Genomic DNA, 18,590 nt, shown 5'->3' on the forward strand with positions numbered 1-18,590 from the left:
TCCCTTGCCCGGCCTTCGGCCACCTCTTTGTTCTTTTTGTCTGCTCCCCCCTTCCCCCCCCCCCCCCCCCCCCCCCCCCCGAACCCGCCTTCAGCCGAGCCGGAGCACGACGGTCGCGGCTCCCCCGGCGCCGACCGCGGCCGACGCCTGGGCGCTCCTCCCGTCCGGTGCCCGGCACTGCACCGTGTAGACGCCCTCGGCCGACACCGCGAACGAGAACCGGCCGTCGGCGCCGGTCAGGGCGGCGATATCGGGGAAGGAGCCGGGCCCGCCCGCGAGGTAGACGGACGTGCCCGGCACGGGACTGCCGTCGGTGTCGACCACCACGCCGCCGATCAGATGCGTGCGGGCGCCGCCGGTCGGGGTCACCGCTCACACCGCCCGACGGTCCGGCAGCCGGGCGGGACGCGGAAACCGGTCACGCCTTCCACTGCACCAGGTTGTTGAAGACGGCCCGGGTGATGCGGGTTCCGGAGTTGGTCGTCACACCGCCGTAGGCGTGCACCGCGATGCCGTACCGGCCGCCGTTGTGGATGCGGTAGACGGCGCTGCCGCTCTGGCCGCCGGCCGTGTCGATGTCGTAGAAGACCTTCAGGGGGTTGACCGAGCTGATGCCCCGGCCGTCGTACCACTGGGTTCCCGGAGGCTTGTCCCCCGGGTATCCGGAGATGTTGACGGAGGCCTTGAGCAGGTCGGCGTCCGGCCAGTCGCCGAAGCCGAACCAGCCGGTGGTCGCGCCGAGTTCGGTGGGGATGACGATGGCGCCGTAGTCGAAGTTCTCGTCGCCGCTCTCGGTCCAGCCGGTGACGGTGCGGAAGCTGGTGCTCGTGACCGCGCCGAAGGGCAGGGTCGAACCGTTGCGGCCGGGCATGACCTGGATGCTCTTCACCCAGCCGTCGCGGCCGGGAACGCCGCTGTTCTTGATGAACACGCAGTGTCCGGCGGTCGCCAGCGTGTGCGGGCCGATGAACCAGGCCGTCCCGATCCACTGGGAGTTGTCGGCGGCGGTGATCAGCAGGGACGCATGCGCCCGCCACGGATAGTTCGAGGTGTCGCTGATGCGGACGCGGTCGTCCGGGCCGTGCACCGTCTCCAGCATCTCCGGTGGGCCGAAGGAGGCCACGCCGATGTCGGGCAGTACGGCGGTCGGCGCCCGCCACGTCTCGGTGGGCACGGATTCCGGCATGCTGCGGGTGTGGCCGTTCACCTGTTCCAGTCCGTCGGACGTGAAGGGCGTGGGGCTGCCCTGCACGCCCTCCGACGGGCCTTCGAAGACCGGCTGTTCCGGAACGGCGGTGGATACTTCCTCGGGCTGGTTGGAGACGGGCGTGTGCGGGTCGTTGGTCATGAGGACTCCGTCCGAGGCGTTCGTGGACGTGGGACTGCGGGGCTGGGGGCTGGGGCTGGGGGCTGCCCGCAGCGGATGCGCCGCAAGGACTTCCGCCAGTCGGAGCGCCGTGCGCCGTCCGGGCACGTCCCCCACGACCATGTAAAGCCGCCCCGGGGGTGATCGCCACGCGGCCGCCCCGGCAGCCCGGCGCCCGGACGGCGTGCGCGCCCGCCGGATACCCGGCCCGAGGCGGCCTGTGCGGCGGCCCTGCCCCTCCCCGCTGCCTGCGCCCTGCCCGGGCGGCGGTCAGCGCTCCGACAGCTCCGAAGGGGCCTCCTGGACCACCCATCCGTTGCCGTCCGGGTCCGTGAAGGTCATGAACGAGTTCCAGGTCTCGCCCTTCCCGTCCTCCCAGCCCGCCCTGCCGACGTGGCGGACCGGCGAGACGTCCACGCCCCGGCCGACGAGTTCGGCGCGGGCCGCCTCGATGTCGGTGACGCACAGCTGGACGCCGTGCAGGGTTCCCGGGGCCATCTCCCGCGTTCCGGGAGTCGTGGGCAGCCCCTGCTGAAGGGCGATCGAGCAGCGGGAGCCGGGCGGGGTCAGCTGGATGACGCGCAGGCCGGGGGCGACCTCGGAGTCGACGTCGACCGTGAAACCCACCCGTTCGGCGTAGAACGCCTTCGCCCGGTCCAGATCGGTCACGGGGACGAGGACGACTTCGAGGGTCCAGTTCATGGCGGCTCACTCCTCCACGGGTTCCGGCGGATCCGGTCGGTCCACGGTGGGGTACGAGGGCGCCCCGGCGCCACCCCGAAACGCCCGACGCGCGCCGCGCGACGGCATCGGCTGCGACAGCGGCTGACCGCCCCCGCTCCGTCAACTCCGCCGCCCTGGGCGCGCTTTGCCCGGGTGGATCCTTTCCCGCCATATCGTGGACAGCCTCTGCCTTCTGCCGCCCGACCGTGGTTAGGATTACGGCATGGTCACGGCCCGGTCGTCATGCGGTGCGCCGCGGATCCGGTCGTACCGGATTCCGTCGGCCCCTCTCTGGCTGGTCCTGCTGTTTCTCGGATTCCTGTGCGCGCACGGCACCAGTGACGCGATGTCCGTGGACCATTCCTCCGCCGCTCCCGCGGTGAACGCGGCCCCCTATCGGCTCATCCACGAGGTGAGCGGGATTCCCGCCGCCGCTCCCGCGGTCCGCACCCCGCAGCAGGAATGCGCGCACGGCGCGGGGAACTCCCCGCACCCGGGCGAGCACTGCCTGCCGGGGCAGCCGGACCAGGCGGCCGTGTCGGCGCCCTGCCCGCGGGCCAACGAGCCCGGCGCGGCCGCGAGCCCGGACAGCGGCCGGCCTCCCGCACCCTGTGGAGCCGCGCAGACGCAGGGCACGGCGGCCGGTCCTCCGTCCGGAGTACTGCGCATCTAGACGGCCGGATTCCCTGACGGTCGACGGGCCCGGTGATGCTCCGGCCGGCCCATGAAGGCGCATCCGGCGCCCCCTTCCGGGGGTTCGTGCCGGTTCGCGCCCTGCCCCGCCCGCAGGTGTCCGCGCGGATGGCCCGAAGCACCCGCGCGACCTCGGTGCGCCCCCCTGTCGCCGGCCGGCTCCCCGGAGGATCCGTGTCGCTCCATACCCGCACCCGCCCCCGCCCCGCCCCGGCATCCCGCGTGCGGCGCCTGCTCGCCGCCCTGCTGCTGGCCGCCTTCGCCGCGGCGTCGATCGACTGCCTGCACCTGCACCACGCGGACGCCACACCCCGGTCGCACGCGTCCGCGTTCGCGGGGGCCCATTCCGCCGCACCCCATACCCACACCCCCACGCCCTCCCACACGCCCTCCCACGATCCGTTCACCGCGGATTCCCCGGGTTTTCCCGGCCCCGGCGAATCCTGTGTCCCGAATTTCCCGTCCCTGCCGGTCCAGGAAATCTCGGCGCCCCGCGCCGCCGCTCTCCCCGTCCTCCTCGCGGTGCTTCTCGGCCTCCGCTCCCCGTACCTCCCCGTGCGCGGGCAACGCCGCCCCTCGGCATTTCCCGTCAGGGCGCGGGAAGGCCGGACAACCCGCACGAGCATCTGCTGCTGGCGCATTTAGGCCTCGTTCGCGCGGCCCCGCCCCTTTCCGCGCGGCCGCCTGCTCCGTCCGTACGGAAACAGCCGTCCAACGAATGAGAGCCGAGGAAATGTCCTCTCCGTCTGCCCGCACGACCACCCCCACCACCCCCACGAGCCCCACCACCCCCACAAGCCCCACCAGCCCCAACCGCGCCGCCCTCTCCGGGCTCGTCGGCAACACCCCGCTCCTGCACGTGTCCAAGCCGTTCGCCCCGGAGGGCTGCGGCTTCTGGGCCAAGCTGGAGGGCTTCAACCCCGGCGGCATCAAGGACCGCCCGGGCCTGCACATGGTCGAGCGGGCCCGCGCCCGCGGCGAACTCCGGCCGGGCGCCCGGATCATCGAGTCCACCAGCGGCACCCTGGGCCTCGGCCTGGCCTTGGCCGGCCTGGTGTACGGGCACCCGGTCACCCTGGTCACCGACCCGGGCCTGGAGTCGTCCATGACGAAGCTGCTGACCGCCTACGGCGCGCAGGTCAACGTCGTCTCCGAGCCGCACCCGACCGGCGGCTGGCAGGAGGCCCGGCGCGAACGCGTCCGGCAGCTGATGGACCGGCACCCCGGATCCTGGTGCCCCGACCAGTACAACAACCCCGACAACACCACCGCCTACACTCCGCTCGCCCTGGAACTCGCCGCCGACCTCGGGCACATCGACGTCCTCGTGTGCAGCGTCGGCACCGGCGGGCACTCCGCGGGCGTCTCCCGGGTCCTGCGCCAGCTGTACCCGCGGCTGGAGCTCGTCGGTGTGGACACCATCGGGTCGACGATCTTCGGCCAGCCCGCCCGGCCGCGGCTCATGCGCGGCCTGGGATCGAGCATCTACCCCCGCAACGTCGCCTACGGGAACTTCGGCGAGGTCCATTGGGTGGCGCCGGCCGAGGCGGTGTGGGCCTGCCGGCGGCTCGCCTCCTCCCACTACGCCACGGGCGGCTGGAGCGTCGGGGCCGTCGCCCTGGTCGCCGGCTGGCTGGCCCGCACCCGCCCGGCCGGCACCCGGATCGCCGCGATCTTCCCCGACGGGCCGCAGAGGTACCTGGGGACCGTGTACGACGACGACTACTGCGCCGCCCACGGCCTTCTCGACGGCCCGCCCGCAGCAGAGCCGGAGGTCATCGGCCGGGTCGACGAGAAGGAGGTCACCCGCTGGACCCGCTGTGCGTCCGTGGTCGACCCGCTGGCGGAGGCGGCCGACGGCTCCGCGGCACAGGGTGCGGAGGTTCCGGTCCGGTGAAGGGCACGTTGGCGCAGGTGCGCTCGTACGAGAGGAGCGTCCAGCTGCTGATGGCGAACCAGTTCACCATCAACCTCGGCTTCTACATGCTGATGCCCTACCTCGCCGCCCACCTCTCCGGGTCGCTGGGACTGGCCGGCTGGGCCGTCGGACTCGTCCTGGGCGTCCGCAACTTCAGCCAGCAGGGCATGTTCCTGGTCGGCGGCACCCTGGCCGACCGGCTGGGCTACAAGCCGCTGATCGTCGCCGGCTGCCTGCTGCGCACCGCCGGCTTCGCCACGCTGGGCCTGGTCGACTCGCTGCCGGCGCTGATAGCCGCGTCCGCGGCCACCGGGCTCGCCGGGGCGCTGTTCAACCCGGCGGTGCGGGCGTACCTCGCCGTGGACGCGGGGGAGCGGCGGGTGGAGGCGTTCGCCCTGTTCAACGTCTTCTACCAGGCGGGCATCCTGCTCGGCCCGCTGGTCGGCATGGTGCTCACCGGGCTGGACTTCCGCGTCACCTGCCTGGTCGCGGCGGCCGTGTTCGCCGTGCTGAGCGCGGTCCAGATCCGCAGCCTGCCCGCGCGGCGGGCGGACGGGGCCGGGCCGGGGGCACAGGGCGGGGCGCAGGAGAAGGTGCTCGCGCAGTGGCGGGGGATCCTCGCCAACCGGCCGTTCCTGCTGTTCTCGACCGTGATGACCGGCTCGTACGTGCTGTCTTTCCAGGTGTACCTGGCGCTCCCGCTGGAAGTGCGGCGGCTGGGCGGCGACGGCGCCTTCGGCACGGCGGCGACGGCCGCGCTGTTCGCCGTGTCGGGGCTGGGCACCATCCTGTTCCAGACCCGTGTCACCGCGTGGTGCAAGGCCCGGATGGCGCCCGGGCGGGCTCTGGCCTGGGGGCTGCTCACCATGGGCGCGGCCTTCGTACCGCTGCTGCTCGCGGCGGTCGTACCGCTCCCGGACGGCGAGGGGTGGCGGTGGCTGCCGGCCGTCGTGCCGCCCATGCTGGCCGCGGTGCTGCTCGCCCTCGGCACGATGATCGCCTACCCCTTCGAGATGGACACCCTCGTCCGGCTCTCCGGTGACCGGCTCGTCGCCACGCACTACGGGCTGTACAACACCGTCTGCGGGGTCGGGATCACGCTGGGGAACCTGCTCACCGGCGTGGCGCTCGACGCGGCACGGGTCGCGGGCGCGTCGGCACTGCCGTGGTTCTCGCTGGCCGCGCTCGGCCTGCTGTGCGCGGGCGCGGTGTTCGGGCTGGACCGCAGCGGACGGCTGGCACCGGGCGCACGCCCCGCGCGTACGGAACCGGCGACGGCCTGACGCCGTGAAGCCGAGAGGGGCGGGCGCCGTGGGGCGCCCGCACCTTCTCCTTGCCGGGACGCGCCGCTGGCGCCGCGTCAGGCGGGTGAGCCGGAGCCCGGGGCGGTGTCGGGCCCGATGTCGGGCGCGGCCTCCGGCTCCGGCGCCGGGCCGATGGGGGCGAGCAGGTTCAGGACGGTGGCCTCCATCGCGTGCCGGGCCTGCTCGGGGGTCAGGCCCGTGGAGCGCCAGTGGTGCCAGGCGCCCCAGGTGGTGACCGCGTCCAGCCCGTTGACCAGGTCGGTGCGGCGCTGCCCCGTCAGGGTGTCGAGCTCCTCCGCCAGAACGGCCTCCAGCCGGGCGCGGGCCTCGGCGAAGGCCTCGTCGATCGTCTGCTGGATGCGCGGCGACGGGTGGTCCATGCGCATCACCGCCTTGCGGGCGGGCGTGATCCACTCCAGGATCCGGGCCCGCTGCTCGGCGAGCGCGGCCACCCGCACCTCGCGCGGGCCGGTGGTCGGCAGCGGCCTGATCTGCTCGGCCAGCTGTTCCAGCCGCCGGGTGATCGCGGTGTCCACGAGCTGCGCCATGTCGGAGAAGTGGTGGAACACCGACCGCCGCGAGACCCCGGCGTACGCCGCCACCTTCTCCGCGGGGAACTCCGTCGCCCCCTCGTCCAGCAGGGCCAGCAGCGCGTCGGCGATCTTCTCTCTGGTCTGCCGGCCGCGTTCGGCCCTGCCGTCCGTCGCCGGTGCCGGTGCCGGTGCGGCCTGCTCCGGATCCTTGTCCACCTCGGCCTCCTTCCTCGGATTGACATTGTTGCACCCCGAGTGCAAGCGTAAATATGCACTCGGAGTGCAACTTGCTTGCGGGCCTCCGTGGCGGGCCTGCCCGCCCCCGCTGCCCGCCGTCGAACGAGAGGAAGATCCGCACGATGTTCCACGCCCTGGGGCGCAGCTGCGCCGGCCGCCCCGGCCGGGTCGTCGCCGTTTGGCTGGCGGTGCTACTCGCGCTCGCCGCCGCCGTCCTGGTCCACGGCCGGGCCACCAGCGAGGCGGTGACCATCCCCGGCAGCGACAGCCAGGCGGCCCGCGACGCGGCCGAGGCCTTCCCCGGCCCGCCCTCGGGGAACCAGCCCGTGGTGCTGCACACCCCCGCCGACGGCGCCCCGCTGACCTCCGAGGCGATGAGGGCGGCGGTCCAGGCCGCGGCCGCGGACCTGGCGCGCGTCGACCACGTCGTCGCCGTCACCACTCCGTACGATCCCGCCGGCCGGGCCGCGATGAGCCGGGACGGCCACACCGCGTACCTCTCGGTCGGGCTGGACGTGACCGGCCGCGACATCACCCCGGAGATCACGGACGCCGTCGTGGCCGCCGCCGCCCCGGCGGAGGAGGCGGGGATCGAGGTCACCCCGGGCGGCGACCTCGCCGCCGCGGCGGACAAGGGCTCCACCGGGCACAGCGAGCTGATCGGCCTGGCGGCGGCAGCCGTCATCCTGTTCGCGGGGCTGCGCCGGGTCACCGCGGCGGGGCTGCCGCTCATCGTCGGCGTCGTGGGGCTCGTGGTCTCGCTGGCCCTGATCGGGCTGGTCGGGCACGTGATGGACATGCCGTCCTCCGGTGCCACCATCGCCGCCATGATCGGCTTGGGCGTGGGCATCGACTACACCCTGTTCTGCCTGACCCGCTTCCGGGACCTGCTCGCCGCGGGCGTCCCCGTGGTGGAGGCCGCCGCCCGGACCACGGCGACCTCGGGCAAGGCCGCGGCATTCGCCGGCTGCGCGGTGGCCGCCGCGCTGGCCGGCCTCGCGCTCGGCGGGCTGCCGCTGCTCCACGCCCTCGCCCTCGCCCCCGGGATCGCCGTGCTCGTGGCCGTCCTGGCCGCGCTCACCCTGCTGCCGGCCCTGCTCGCGCTGCTCGGCCGGCGGCTCGCGCCCACCCTGCGCCGCGCTGCCGCCGCCGACGGCCCGGCGGGCAACCCCGCGGGCGATCCGGCCGGCGGCCCCGCGGGCGATCCGGCCGACAGCCCGGCCGGTGCGCGCTGGTACCGGCTGGCCGCCTACGTCGCCGGCCGCCCCTGGCGCCACCTGCTCGCCGGGCTGGCCCTGGTCGCCGTACTGGCCGCGCCCGCGGCGCAGTTGACGTTCGGCCAGCTCGACGCCGGGGACAAGGCCGCCGGAACGGCCAGCCGCATCGCCTACGGGCGGCTGGCGGACGCCTTCGGCCCCGGCGCCAACGGCCCCCTCCAGGTGACCGCCTCCCTGCCCGCGCCCGCCACCGGCCCGTCCGACGGGCGCCTCACCGTCGTCACCACCGCGCTGGGGCAGACCGAGGGCGTGGCCGCGGTCGGTGCGCCGCAGCTCGCCGCGGACGCCCGTACCGCCCGCTGGCAGGTCACCCCCGCCACCGGCCCCGGCGACCCGCGCACCGTCGAACTCGTCGACCGGCTGCGGGAGTCCGTCCTGCCCGCAGCCACCGCGGACAGCGGGGCGACGGCCCACGTCGGAGGCGCCGCTGCCGCCCAGGCCGACCTCAACGACCGGCTCGCGCACCGGATGCCCGTGGTCATCGCCACCGTCGTCGCCGTCGCCGCGCTGCTGCTCCTGCTCGCGTTCCGCTCCCCCGTCGTCGCGGCCAAGGCGGCCCTGATGAACCTGCTGTCGGTCGGCGCCGCGTACGGGGTGCTCACCGCCGTGTTCCAGTGGGGCTGGGGGGCCGGGCTCGTCGGCCTCGAGGGACCCGTGCCGATCCCCGGCTACGTGCCCCTGCTGATGTTCGCCGTCCTGTTCGGGCTCTCGATGGACTACGAGGTGTTCCTGCTCACCGCGGTACGGGAGAACTGGCTGCGGTACGGGGACAACCGGCGCGCGGTGGTCGCCGGCCTGGCGGGCACCGGGCGCATCATCACCTCGGCAGCCCTGATCATGGTGAGTGTGTTTCTGAGCTACCTGCTGTCGGAGGACCCCGTGGTGAAGATGTTCGGGATCGGCCTGGCCACGGCCGTCGCCCTGGACGCCACCGTCGTCCGCGGCCTGCTGGTGCCCACCAGTATGGTGCTGCTCGGCACACGCAACTGGTGGCTGCCCGCCTGGCTCGACCGCCTCCTGCCCCACATGGACATCGAGGGCCAGGGCCGCGGCGAGGGCGGGGCCGGCGGTGCGGGCCCGCGCGCGGCCGCCCCGGCCGGTGCCGCCGCCGACCCCACCGACCCCACCGGCACCTCCGGCCCTGCCGGCCCCGCCACCACCGCGCCGAACCCCGCCCCGTGAGGAACCGCATGCCCGCCACCCCGTCCGAGCTCCCCCGCACGCGCCGACGCCGCCGGCTCCGGATCGCCCTCGCCGCCCTCGCGGCGCTCGCGATCGCCCTGCCCGCCGCGGACGCCCTCGCCCGCGAGCGCGGCGAGAGCCGGCTCGCCGACCGGATCGCCGCCCGCCACCAGGACCTGCGGTCGGCGCCGCAGGTGCGGATAGGCGGCTACCCCTTCCTGCTCGACGCCGCCCGCGGCGCCCACCCCGAGGTACGGGTCACGGCCGACGGCCGCACGCCCGACGGGCGGCCGGTCAGGGCCGCGGTGGACCTGAAGGAGGTCACCCAGGGTCCGGGCGGCTACTCCGCGGCGGCGGTCGACGCCCGGTTCACCGTGCCGTTCGAGGCCCTCGCCACCGAGGCGGGCAAGAACATACGCCTGTCCGACGCCGGGGACGGCCAACTGCGGGTGGAGCGCAGCGCCTTCGGCATCTCGGCGGTCGTCACGGCCCGGCTCCAGCTGAAGGACGACACCGTCACCCTCCAGGCGACCAAGGCCACCTTGGCCGGGCGCCCCATCGACCCGGCCAATCCGCTGATCAGCGAGGCCCTGGCCGGGAAGCAGTGGGAGCTGCCCGCCCTGCCGCTGGGGCTGCGGGCCTCGGAGGTCTCGGTGGGCCCCGACGGGGTCACCGCACGTGCCCGCGGGGAACGGCTGAACCTCAGCTGACGCCGCGCCGGCCGGCGGGCAGCCGGCCGGCGCCGGGCTCACTCGTAGCGGTACAGGAGCGACTCGCGCTCGCTCTGGCGGATCTGCTCCAGCGTCAGGTCCGGCAGGTCCAGGTGCGAGAGGGTGATCTCGGCGGAGCTGGGCGCGGCGTCCTCCGGGAGCCACTCCTCCGGCTTCCACGCGCCGCTGCGCAGGAACGCCTTCGGGCAGTGCTGGTACGCCTCCTCCACCTCGAGGACGATCGCGCTGCGCGGCGGCTTGCCGACCGCCGTCAGCTGCTCCAGCAGCCGCGGATCGGCGGTGACGCAGGCCTTGCCGTTCACGCGCAGGGTGCTTCCCCGGCCGGGGATGAGGAAGATGAGGCCGGCCCGGCCGGTCTCCACGATGTTGTGGGCGCTGTCCAGCCGCCTGTTGCCGGTGGCATCGGGTATGGCGAGGGTGAACTCGTCGAGTACGGCGACGAATCCGGCCGGACCGCCGCGCGGTGTCACATCGCAGCGGCCTTCGGCGTCGGCCGTGGCGACGAAGACGAGTGAGGAGCGGCCGATGAACGCGCGGGCGACGTCGTGGATCCGGTCCACCCCCTTGCGCCGGACCATCTCGGTGGGCGGCTCGTAGAGCTCGCGCAGCCGGGCGGCGTCCGGGACGGCGGTGGACTTCAGGGCTTCGAAGATGCGGCCGGTCGGCCGCTGCACAGTGGTCACGTGGCGCCACTATAGGAAACGGGCGCCTGCCCCGGGTCGGAGGAACCCGGGGCGGGCGCCCGTCGGTTGTCCTGCTGCCGGACCGTCAGGCGCGCGGCGCCGGGAAGGTCGGGTACTCGACGCCCGAGACGTGCTGGACGACACGGATGACCTGGCAGGAGTAGCCGAACTCGTTGTCGTACCAGAGGTACAGGATCGCGTTGTCGCCGTCGACCTTGGTGGCACCGGCGTCCACGATGGAGGCGTGGCGCGAGCCGACGAAGTCCATGGAGACGGCGTCGGGGGCGGTGGTGAAGTCGATCTGGCGCTTGAGCGGCGAGTGCAGCGAGACGTTGCGGAGGTAGTCGAGGACCTCCTCGCGGGTGGTCTCGCGGCCCAGGCGCAGGCTGAGGATGGCGATCGAGACGTCCGGGACGGGGACGCGGATCGAGCTGCCGGTGATCGGGGCCTTGAGGTCCGGCAGCGCCTTGGCGACGGCGGAGGCGGCACCGGTCTCGGTGATCACCATGTTGAGCGGCGCGGAGCGGCCGCGGCGGTCGGCCTTGTGGTAGTTGTCCAGCAGGTTCTGGTCGTTGGTGAACGAGTGGACGGTCTCCACGTGGCCGCGCAGCACGCCGTACTCGTCGTCCATGGCCTTCAGCGGCGGGACGATCGCGTTGGTGGTGCAGGAGGCGCAGGACAGGATGCGCTCGTCCGGCTTGATCATGTCCTGGTTGACACCGTGGACGATGTTCGGGACGTCGCCCTTGCCCGGGGCGGTCAGGACGACCTTGTCGATACCGGGGCGCAGGTGCTTGGAGAGGCCCTCGCGGTCGCGCCACTTGCCGGTGTTGTCGATGAGGATGGCGTCCTTGATGCCGTACGCCGTGTAGTCGACCTCGGAGGGGTCGTTCGCGTAGATCACGCGGATCGCGTTGCCGTTGGCGATGATCGTGCTGTTCGCCTCGTCGACGGTGATCGTGCCCTGGAACTGGCCGTGGATGGAGTCACGGCGCAGCAGCGAGGCGCGCTTGACCAGGTCGGCCTCGCCGCCCCCGCGGACGACGATGGCACGCAGGCGCAGGCCGTTGCCGGAGCCGGCCTTCTCGATCAGCAGGCGGGCGACGAGGCGGCCGATGCGGCCGAAGCCGTAGAGGACGACGTCGCGGCCGGTGGAGCGCTCCAGCTTGTTCTCGCCGGTGGCGCCGGCGACGGCCTCGGCGGTGAAGTCGGCCACCGACAGACCGCGGTCGTCGGTCTTGTGGTTCGCGGCGAGCATGCCGATGTCGATCTGGGACGGGCCGAGATCGAGGGTGGTGAGAGCCTGCAGGAACGGCATCGTCTCGGTGACCGAGAGCTCCTCGCCGTCGATCTGCCGGGCGAACCGGTGGGTCTTGAGGATGCTGACCACCGACTTGTTCACCAGGGAGCGGCTGTGCAGCAGGATCGTGACATCCCGCTCGCGGTGCAGCTTCCCGATGATCGGGATCATCGACTCCGCGATCTCCTCGCGGTGGTTCCAGTTGGTGAACGAGTCGTCGTTGACAGTCACAGGCTTATCTTTCGAGCTAGGCGGCGCTCATATGCTAACCCCCTCATAGTTTGATCATTCAAGAGGTACCCGTGTGGGATTCGACCACCCGGCGCTACGAGCACCCCGAGATGGCCGATTGCACCACTTTGTCCGACCGGTATGCGGCTTTCAGCCGGTATGACAGCCGCTGCTGATTCCGTGGTGCGGCGGGCGCCGGCTCAGTCCTGAAGCGCCGCAGGAAGGCCAGGGCCGGGTCGGCGACCGCCCGCCAGCCGCTGTCGATGGGCAGCACGCACCGGCCGGGCATCTCGACGATCCCGGTCACGGCGTCCGTGTTGCGCGCCTGCCTCTTGTACGAGGCGTGGGCGATGGCCCACGGAACGTTGTCCCTCTCCCCGGAGATCACCAGCAGTGGGCCCGCCCCGGCGCGGGGGTCTCCGCCTTCACCTCCGTCCACGGGTTGAGGTTGGCCGTGGCTGCCCGGAAGAGCGGCTCGCCGGGGGCCGCGACGGCGAAGTCCGCGTACAGCTGCCGCGCCTCCTCCTGTGCCGGGCGCCTACGACGACTACCTGCGCGGGCACTGGGACCGCTGCGTCGAGCGGTCCCCGCGGGGCCTCGCCCGCTCCCGGTCCCGCGGGCAGGGCTTCCACGAGCGGATGTACCGCTACAAGAAGGGTTACGTGATCGCCGCACGGGGGCATGCGCGGCGAACTGGAGGAGCTGCTGGGCTGGTTGCTGCCGTGGGCGGCGGAGCGCCGCAGGCGTTCGTCCTGCACCGGCTCACCGCCATGGAGGCCGATGTGCGCCCTCACCCTCGGCGACTACGAGACGGCGTACTGCCGCGCGTCGGCGGCGGCCCTCGCGGTACCCGGGGAGGAGGCCGACGCGGCGTACGCGGCGGCGTACGCCGTCCCGGGCGCGGGGAGCCGGGTGTTCGAACTGGCCCGGCTCCGCCTGGCCCACGGGTACTGGCTGCGCCGTCGGCGCCGGCCCGCCGCCCACGACGTACTGCGCGACGCCCACCAGGCGTTCCACAACCTGCGGGCCGAACCGTGGGGCAGCGCGGCGCCCGGGAACTGCGTGCGGCCAGGCATCCGTTGGACGCACCGGCGAGCGGACCGGGATCGCTGACAGGCCAGGAGCTGCGGATCGCCCGGCTCTCCGCCCAGGGGCTGACGAACAAGGAGACAGGGCAGCGGCTGCACATCTCGCCGCGGACCGTCGCCGCCCACCTGTACAAGTCTTCCCTCGTCTGGGCATCACCTCCCGCGCGGCCCCGGCCCAGGCCCTCAGGTCCGGGTGAGACGGGCTGCCCGCCTGGAGGCGACGGGCGGAGCCCTGCGGGGGACAATGGGTGGCGGAGAGTCATGTTCCCCTTCACCTTGCGGGCCATCCGGTCATGGGCCGCGGTGCTGGCCTGCGCGGCGGTCGCGTGGGGTGGTACCGCCGTCCCTGCGGTGCCCGCCTCGGCAGCGCTCCCAGCCCGGGCGACGACACGGATCGAGCTGGACCCGACGACCGGCCCGCCCGGCAGCCGGGTGGGGGTGCGCGGGTACGGGTTCGGGGACTGCCGCAGCCCGGTACAGGGCGCCGTGGGTGACGTGAGCAAGACCCAGACGCCGACACCGAAGCGGTACCGGGCGGATGTGATCGAGGTTCGCATCGCCCCGGGCGGGGGCGGTCCCAGCGTCATCACGGCCGACCTGGAAACGGGCGGGTTCGAGACCGATGTCACCGCGCCGTCGGACGCCTCCGCCGACGCCTACACGGTGACGGCCACGTGCACGACCAACACATCGCTTTCCGCGACGGCGCAGTTCAAGGTGAAACCGACTCCCGTGCCCGCCCTGGTCCTGGACCGGACCTCGGGGCCCGTGCGCACCGCCGTCCGGGTCACCGGTTCGGGATTCGACTACTGCGCCGTCAACGGCAGCGGCAAGGCCCAGCTGACGTGGGACGAACACCCTCTGGACGGCGTGGAGCCGGCCGCCGTGGACCCCGAGCAGGGCTCGTTCACGGCCGGCATCGAGGTTCCGGCCGACGCCGACCCGGGCGACGGCCACAAGGTGAAGGCCGCCTGCCTCGGATACGAGTCACTCTCCGCGGAGGCGCCGTTCAGGGTCGAGAAACCCACCGAACCGACCGACGAACCCACCAAGACACCCCCACCCACCGACGAACCCACCAAGACACCGGAGACTCCGGACGTGGAGCTCAGTCCCCCTGAGGGGCCGGCCGGTGGGGATCCCGTCACCGTGACCGGTTCCGGGTTCAACTGTCGCTTGGTGAACGTGCTGTGGGGCGGTGGATCCACGGGACCACCCGTCAGGGCCTCGGGCGACGGATCGTTCATCATGGCCCTCGTCCTGGCGGCGGACGTGCCGGAGGGCCACTACCCGGTGCGGGCCCAGTGCCAGTCGGATCCGGATGTGGCCGACGAGGCCACGTTCCGAGTGACCGCCACCCCGCCTCCGCCGCCTCCCTCGCCGAAGCCGAGTCCGGACTCCGCCCCCACGCCCACCCTGACGCCCGGTCCGACGCCGGCACCCACGCCGGGCCCGACGGACGGCCCGACACCCGACCCGACGTCGGCGGACGGCCGGATCGTCGTGAGGGTGGCCCTGCCTCTCACCCTGGTCGTCGGCGCGAGCCTCGTCGCCGTGGTCCTGCTGGCCGCCTTCGCGTTCTCGCGGCTGTTCCACCGCCGTCCCGGCCCGCGCCGGGCGCCGGGCCACGTCAGCGCCCGGCTGCGGCCCGCCCCTGCGGCGACCGCCGTGGCCGAACCCGCCACCGAGGACGACGCTGCCGTGTCACACACGATCCGGCTGGAGCCGCACGCGGATCCCGGCGAGCAGACCGTCCGGGAGAAGGAGGAGGACACATGACCGCCGCCCCCGACGCCGACGTCGAACCCCTCACCGTGCGGGCGTTCCTGCTCGGGCCGGAGTCCGAGGAGTCCGCCGAGACGATCGCCGGCACCCTGCACGACCACCACGCCGCCACCGGCGTCCTGCCCGGCCGGCACGGCCTCACGGGCGCGGCGGACCGGGTCGTGGAGGCCGAGCTCGCCCGCGTCGTCAACGGCTTCCTCGACCTCGACGTGTTCTCTCTGCTGGCCCACGGCTGGGCCAAGCACTCCGAGCTGCGGGCCGCTGCCCACCGGACCCGCCTGTCCCCGGACGTCCCGGAGCTCGTCGCACTGGCCACGCACAGCATCACCTCCACCCACCACCCCAGCGTCGAACTGCTGGTGGACGGCGCCCCGGTCAGCACCGTGGAGGTGGAGCTGACCGTCGACTTCCACGTCCGCGCCCTGATCGCGGCCGTCGAGAGCGCGCGGCTGACCGAGCTGCACAGCGGGCAGTGCGACATCGAGGCGAAGCTCGCCGTCCGGAAGATCCCGGTCGCCGCCCGGCAGGGCCGGCTGGGACTGCCGCTGGGCCGGCGCCTGCGCTCCCCGATCGAGCTGCTGCCCCCGCAGGCACCGCCGCCGCCACTGCGGCCCCCTCACTTGGGGGCGGGGTAGACCCTGGACTGCTTCACGCTGCCGAAGGCGAAGCTCGACTCGATCGAGGCGATGCCGGGGATGGCGTGGATCCGGTTGCGGACCAGGGCCTCGTACCCCTCCAGGCTCTCGATGACGACCCTGAGCAGGTAGTCGCTGCTGCCGGCCATCAGGTAGCAGTCCTGGATGTGCTCGATGACGGCGACGTGCTCCTCGAAGACCCGCACGGCCTCCGCGGTGTGGCGTTCCAGCCGTATCCGGACGAACACGGTGATCGGCAGGCCGAAGGCGACCTGGTCGACCATGGCCGTGTAGCCGCGGATCAGACCGGCCTCCTCCAGCCTCCGTACCCGGCGCAGGCAGGGCGAAGGTGACAGCCGGACCCGGTCGGCGAGCTCCTGGTTGGACAGGCGGCCGTCGGCCTGCAATTCGCGGATGATCTGCAGATCAACTGCGTCCATGGTCACTCCTTGGCAGATTCTGCCCCCAAGCTATGCCTGAGCGGCAGAACTGGCAATCGGCTGCCCCGGCAGAAGCTCTACCGTTGCCTGGTGGCCGGATCCGGCCCCTGGATCTGGAGGACATGACCGTGGTCGCCGTGAAGACCGTGCCCGCGCCGGCACCCCCGACAGGGCACACCGCGGGTGTCCGCGGGCTCTCCCCGCAGGCCCAGGGCATGGTCGCGCTGGTCCTGACCGTGCTGATCTGGGCCGCCTTCGCGCTCAGTGCGCGGGCCCTGAGCAGCTCCTCCCTGCTGCCCGCCGACGCCGCGCTGCTGCGCTTCGGCGTCCCGCTCGTCGTCCTGGCCCCCGCCCTGTGGCGGCGGCGCCGGGCGCTCGCCGCGGTGCGCCCGGCCGCCGCGCTCAAGATCGCGTGTGGGGCGGGGGTGCCGTTCTTCCTGGCCGCGATGTACGGCGGCTCCCTGACCTCGGCGGCGTTCGTCGGCTCGATCGTCCCCGGGATGGTCCCGCTGTTCGTCGCCGCGCTCATGATCGCCGGCGGCCGGGGCGCGCCCCGCGGCACCCAGACCGCCGGGCTCGCGCTGATCGCGGCCGGCGTGGTCGCCCTCGTCTGGCGCCACGTCTTCCCCGTGAACGGCTCGGTGCTGGCCGGCGCCGGCATCCTGCTCGCCGCCAGCGGGCTGTGGGCCCTGTACACCGTCGGGCTGAAGGAGGTGGAGCTCGACCCGGTCGGCTCGATCGGCCTGCTCTGCCTGCCCTCGTTCGCGGTGATGGCCCTGCTGGTCCTGACCGGGGTGCTGCCCAGCGGCCTGCCGTCCGCGGCCGGCTCCGACATCGTCCTGTTCCTGGTCGTGCAGGGGCTGGGGGTCGGGCTGTGCGCGGGACTGCTGTACGCCTTCGCCATCCGCAGGCTGGGCGCGGAGCGCAGCTCGGCCGTCGGCAGCCTCAGCCCGGTTCTCGTGGTCCTGCTCGCCGTTCCGCTGCTCGGCGAGTCGCCGACGCTCGCCGTGCTCGTCGGCGTGCCGCTCATCGCCGCGGGGGTCTTCCTCGCCAACCGGCGCCCCCGCACCCTGCCCCGCCCCGCCCCGGCTTCCCCCGCTGACCACCGCTGATTTTCCGCTGCCCCCGCTGACCCGCCGATCCCCGTCCGAGGTTTCCGCAGATGCTTGAGCTCCTCCTCCCGCCGCCCGTCGACCCGCTGTGGGACCTGACCGAGGCGTACGGTGCCGACGTCCGGCCCGAGCGCCTGAACCTCGTCCTCGGCGTCTACCGCGACGAGACCGGCGGGACCCCGGTCATGGCGGCGGTGCGCGAGGCCGAAATACGCCTGGCGGAACGTTCCCTCTCCAAGGAGTACCGCGGCCTCTCCGGCAACCTGGCCTTCAACCGCGCGATGCTGTCGATGGTGCTGGGCGAGGGCGGTGCCGCCGAGCGGGCCGTCGCCGTCCAGACCGTCGCGGGCAGCGGGGCGCTGCGGCTGCTGGCCGACCTGGTCTGCCGGACCCGGCCCGGCACGACGGTGTGGATCAGCGACCCCGCCTACGTGAACCACCGGCCCATCCTGGAGGCCGCGGGGCTGACCGTGCGCACGTACGCCTGGCTCGACGCGGAGGGCCGGCCCGACACCGAGGGCCTGCTGCGGGACCTGGGCCAGGCCCGCCGCGACGACGTCGTGCTGCTCCAGGGCTGCTGCCACAACCCCACCGGCGTCGACCCGTCCCCCGAGACCTGGGCGGCCCTGGCCGACCTCGCCCTGCAGGTGGGGTGGGTGCCGTTCGTGGACCTGGCGTACCACGGGCTGGGCGACGGCCTGGAAGCGGACCTGGCGGCCACGCGGATGCTCGCGGAGCGCGTGCCGGAGATGCTCGTCGCCATCAGCTGCTCGAAGAACTTCGGGCTCTACAGCGACCGCACCGGCTGCGCGGTCGTCATCGGCGCCTCCCGGCAGTCGCTGCGCCACGTGGAGACGGCGCTGCAGAACGCGGCCCGGACCCTGTACTCCATGCCTCCGGAGCACGGGGCCGCGGTGGTCGCGACGGTCCTGGAGGACGACGGGCTGCGGGCCCTGTGGCGGGCCGAGCTGGACGACATGCGCAGCCGCATCGAAGCCAACCGCAGCGGCCTGGCCGGGCAGCTGACCTCCCTCGGCTGGGCCGCCCAGGCCGAGGCGCTGGCGCGGCAGAAGGGCATGTTCTCGATGCTGCCGCTGAGCCCCCGCCAGATGCTCCGCCTCCGCAGCGGCTTCGCCATCTACGGCACCACCGCGGGCCGCATCAACATCGCCGGCATCCCGGCACACCGCATCCCCTGCCTGGCCAACGGCATCGCAGCCGTCCTCGCCGAGGACACCGTCGCCGCCGGCCACACCGGCTAAGCGGCCTCGGGGAAGTGGGGTGCGTTTCCGCGTCGTCCGGTGCGGTGCATCGGCGTGCTGCCGCATCGCCCTCGTACTGGACGTACTTGG

Annotated in this window: 18 protein-coding genes and 1 pseudogene; 11 read left to right on the top strand and 8 right to left on the bottom strand. The window is 73.6% G+C overall.

The genetic code is table 11. The features are described 5' to 3' along the window. Positions 1–90: 90 nt before the first annotated feature. From AC068A_RS35605 to AC068A_RS35615, 3 genes are all read right to left on the bottom strand, one after another. Positions 91–369 carry a carboxypeptidase-like regulatory domain-containing protein gene (locus AC068A_RS35605; protein ID WP_478590444.1) on the bottom strand — a complete coding sequence of 93 codons (279 nt, stop codon included), beginning with the start codon at positions 367–369 and terminating at the stop codon, positions 91–93. 49 nt (positions 370–418) lie between these two features. After that, complete coding sequence (locus AC068A_RS35610; protein WP_478590445.1) at positions 419–1,348, bottom strand: trypsin-like serine peptidase; 930 nt, start codon at positions 1,346–1,348, stop codon at positions 419–421. A 288-nt stretch (positions 1,349–1,636) separates the two neighbouring features. Continuing rightward, positions 1,637–2,068, bottom strand: coding sequence for a VOC family protein (locus AC068A_RS35615; protein ID WP_478590446.1), 432 nt, complete (start codon positions 2,066–2,068; stop codon positions 1,637–1,639). 244 nt (positions 2,069–2,312) lie between these two features. Between AC068A_RS35615 and AC068A_RS35620 the strand changes: the two genes are divergently transcribed. From AC068A_RS35620 to AC068A_RS35630, 3 genes are all read left to right on the top strand, one after another. Continuing rightward, on the top strand, positions 2,313–2,762 hold the full coding sequence (locus AC068A_RS35620; protein WP_478590447.1) for a hypothetical protein: 450 nt from the start codon (positions 2,313–2,315) through the stop codon (positions 2,760–2,762). 753 nt (positions 2,763–3,515) lie between these two features. After that, positions 3,516–4,679 (top strand): PLP-dependent cysteine synthase family protein, encoded by a 1,164-nt coding sequence (locus AC068A_RS35625; RefSeq protein WP_478590448.1) that lies wholly within the window; start codon positions 3,516–3,518, stop codon positions 4,677–4,679. After that, entirely contained in the window at positions 4,676–5,983 is a 1,308-nt protein-coding gene (locus tag AC068A_RS35630; RefSeq protein WP_478590449.1) for an MFS transporter, read from the top strand. The genes AC068A_RS35625 and AC068A_RS35630 overlap by 4 nt, the downstream gene beginning before the upstream one ends. 77 nt (positions 5,984–6,060) lie before the next feature. Here AC068A_RS35630 and AC068A_RS35635 read toward each other — a convergent pair whose 3' ends face one another. Beyond that, positions 6,061–6,753, bottom strand: a complete 693-nt coding sequence (locus tag AC068A_RS35635) for a TetR/AcrR family transcriptional regulator (RefSeq protein WP_478590450.1) — start codon at positions 6,751–6,753, stop codon at positions 6,061–6,063. Between the two features lie 143 nt (positions 6,754–6,896). Between AC068A_RS35635 and AC068A_RS35640 the strand changes: the two genes are divergently transcribed. Together AC068A_RS35640 and AC068A_RS35645 are read left to right on the top strand one after the other, a co-directional pair. After that, positions 6,897–9,233, top strand: a complete 2,337-nt coding sequence (locus AC068A_RS35640) for an MMPL family transporter (protein ID WP_478590451.1) — start codon at positions 6,897–6,899, stop codon at positions 9,231–9,233. 8 nt (positions 9,234–9,241) lie between these two features. Further along, entirely contained in the window at positions 9,242–9,943 is a 702-nt protein-coding gene (locus tag AC068A_RS35645; protein WP_478590452.1) for an LmeA family phospholipid-binding protein, read from the top strand. A 38-nt stretch (positions 9,944–9,981) separates the two neighbouring features. On the opposite strand, the gene AC068A_RS35650 is transcribed toward AC068A_RS35645, so the two are convergent. From AC068A_RS35650 to AC068A_RS35660, 3 genes are all read right to left on the bottom strand, one after another. Beyond that, on the bottom strand, positions 9,982–10,647 hold the full coding sequence (locus tag AC068A_RS35650) for an MSMEG_1061 family FMN-dependent PPOX-type flavoprotein (protein ID WP_478590453.1): 666 nt from the start codon (positions 10,645–10,647) through the stop codon (positions 9,982–9,984). Between the two features lie 85 nt (positions 10,648–10,732). After that, positions 10,733–12,178, bottom strand: coding sequence for a glyceraldehyde-3-phosphate dehydrogenase (locus AC068A_RS35655; RefSeq protein ID WP_478590454.1), 1,446 nt, complete (start codon positions 12,176–12,178; stop codon positions 10,733–10,735). A gap of 94 nt (positions 12,179–12,272) precedes the next feature. Further along, positions 12,273–12,617: a hypothetical protein gene (locus AC068A_RS35660; protein WP_478590455.1), complete on the bottom strand. Its 345-nt coding sequence runs from the start codon at positions 12,615–12,617 to the stop codon at positions 12,273–12,275. A gap of 242 nt (positions 12,618–12,859) precedes the next feature. Between AC068A_RS35660 and AC068A_RS35665 the strand changes: the two genes are divergently transcribed. From AC068A_RS35665 to AC068A_RS35680, 4 genes and pseudogenes are all read left to right on the top strand, one after another. Beyond that, positions 12,860–13,291: a hypothetical protein gene (locus AC068A_RS35665; RefSeq protein WP_478590456.1), complete on the top strand. Its 432-nt coding sequence runs from the start codon at positions 12,860–12,862 to the stop codon at positions 13,289–13,291. Continuing rightward, positions 13,258–13,344: pseudogene (locus AC068A_RS35670) on the top strand (hypothetical protein); the annotation flags it as partial. The gene AC068A_RS35665 and the pseudogene AC068A_RS35670, both read left to right, overlap by 34 nt. Before the next feature lie 183 nt (positions 13,345–13,527). After that, on the top strand, positions 13,528–15,045 hold the full coding sequence (locus AC068A_RS35675) for a hypothetical protein (protein WP_478590461.1): 1,518 nt from the start codon (positions 13,528–13,530) through the stop codon (positions 15,043–15,045). Beyond that, positions 15,042–15,686, top strand: a complete 645-nt coding sequence (locus AC068A_RS35680; RefSeq protein ID WP_478590457.1) for a hypothetical protein — start codon at positions 15,042–15,044, stop codon at positions 15,684–15,686. Before AC068A_RS35675 ends, AC068A_RS35680 begins: the two co-directional genes overlap by 4 nt. Here AC068A_RS35680 and AC068A_RS35685 read toward each other — a convergent pair. Continuing rightward, positions 15,668–16,126: an Lrp/AsnC family transcriptional regulator gene (locus tag AC068A_RS35685; RefSeq protein ID WP_478590458.1), complete on the bottom strand. Its 459-nt coding sequence runs from the start codon at positions 16,124–16,126 to the stop codon at positions 15,668–15,670. The genes AC068A_RS35680 and AC068A_RS35685 overlap by 19 nt on opposite strands. A 122-nt stretch (positions 16,127–16,248) precedes the next feature. Between AC068A_RS35685 and AC068A_RS35690 the strand changes: the two genes are divergently transcribed. Together AC068A_RS35690 and AC068A_RS35695 are read left to right on the top strand one after the other, a co-directional pair. Continuing rightward, positions 16,249–17,238 carry an EamA family transporter gene (locus tag AC068A_RS35690; protein ID WP_478590459.1) on the top strand — a complete coding sequence of 330 codons (990 nt, stop codon included), beginning with the start codon at positions 16,249–16,251 and terminating at the stop codon, positions 17,236–17,238. A 50-nt stretch (positions 17,239–17,288) separates the two neighbouring features. Continuing rightward, positions 17,289–18,500, top strand: coding sequence for an amino acid aminotransferase (locus tag AC068A_RS35695; protein WP_478590460.1), 1,212 nt, complete (start codon positions 17,289–17,291; stop codon positions 18,498–18,500). Positions 18,501–18,590 lie beyond the last annotated feature (90 nt).

The organism is Streptomyces sp. NPDC043854 (genome assembly GCF_056436005.1).

Coding starts and splice junctions, on each gene's coding strand:
- AC068A_RS35680 (WP_478590457.1), top strand. CDS start 15,042: ATGACCGCCGCCCCCGACGCCGACGTCGAACCCCTCACCGTGCGGGCG.
- AC068A_RS35645 (WP_478590452.1), top strand. CDS start 9,242: ATGCCCGCCACCCCGTCCGAGCTCCCCCGCACGCGCCGACGCCGCCGG.
- AC068A_RS35615 (WP_478590446.1), bottom strand. CDS start 2,068: ATGAACTGGACCCTCGAAGTCGTCCTCGTCCCCGTGACCGATCTGGAC.
- AC068A_RS35640 (WP_478590451.1), top strand. CDS start 6,897: ATGTTCCACGCCCTGGGGCGCAGCTGCGCCGGCCGCCCCGGCCGGGTC.
- AC068A_RS35690 (WP_478590459.1), top strand. CDS start 16,249: ATGACCGTGGTCGCCGTGAAGACCGTGCCCGCGCCGGCACCCCCGACA.
- AC068A_RS35620 (WP_478590447.1), top strand. CDS start 2,313: ATGGTCACGGCCCGGTCGTCATGCGGTGCGCCGCGGATCCGGTCGTAC.
- AC068A_RS35675 (WP_478590461.1), top strand. CDS start 13,528: ATGTTCCCCTTCACCTTGCGGGCCATCCGGTCATGGGCCGCGGTGCTG.
- AC068A_RS35685 (WP_478590458.1), bottom strand. CDS start 16,126: ATGGACGCAGTTGATCTGCAGATCATCCGCGAATTGCAGGCCGACGGC.
- AC068A_RS35610 (WP_478590445.1), bottom strand. CDS start 1,348: ATGACCAACGACCCGCACACGCCCGTCTCCAACCAGCCCGAGGAAGTA.
- AC068A_RS35695 (WP_478590460.1), top strand. CDS start 17,289: ATGCTTGAGCTCCTCCTCCCGCCGCCCGTCGACCCGCTGTGGGACCTG.
- AC068A_RS35665 (WP_478590456.1), top strand. CDS start 12,860: ATGCGCGGCGAACTGGAGGAGCTGCTGGGCTGGTTGCTGCCGTGGGCG.
- AC068A_RS35625 (WP_478590448.1), top strand. CDS start 3,516: ATGTCCTCTCCGTCTGCCCGCACGACCACCCCCACCACCCCCACGAGC.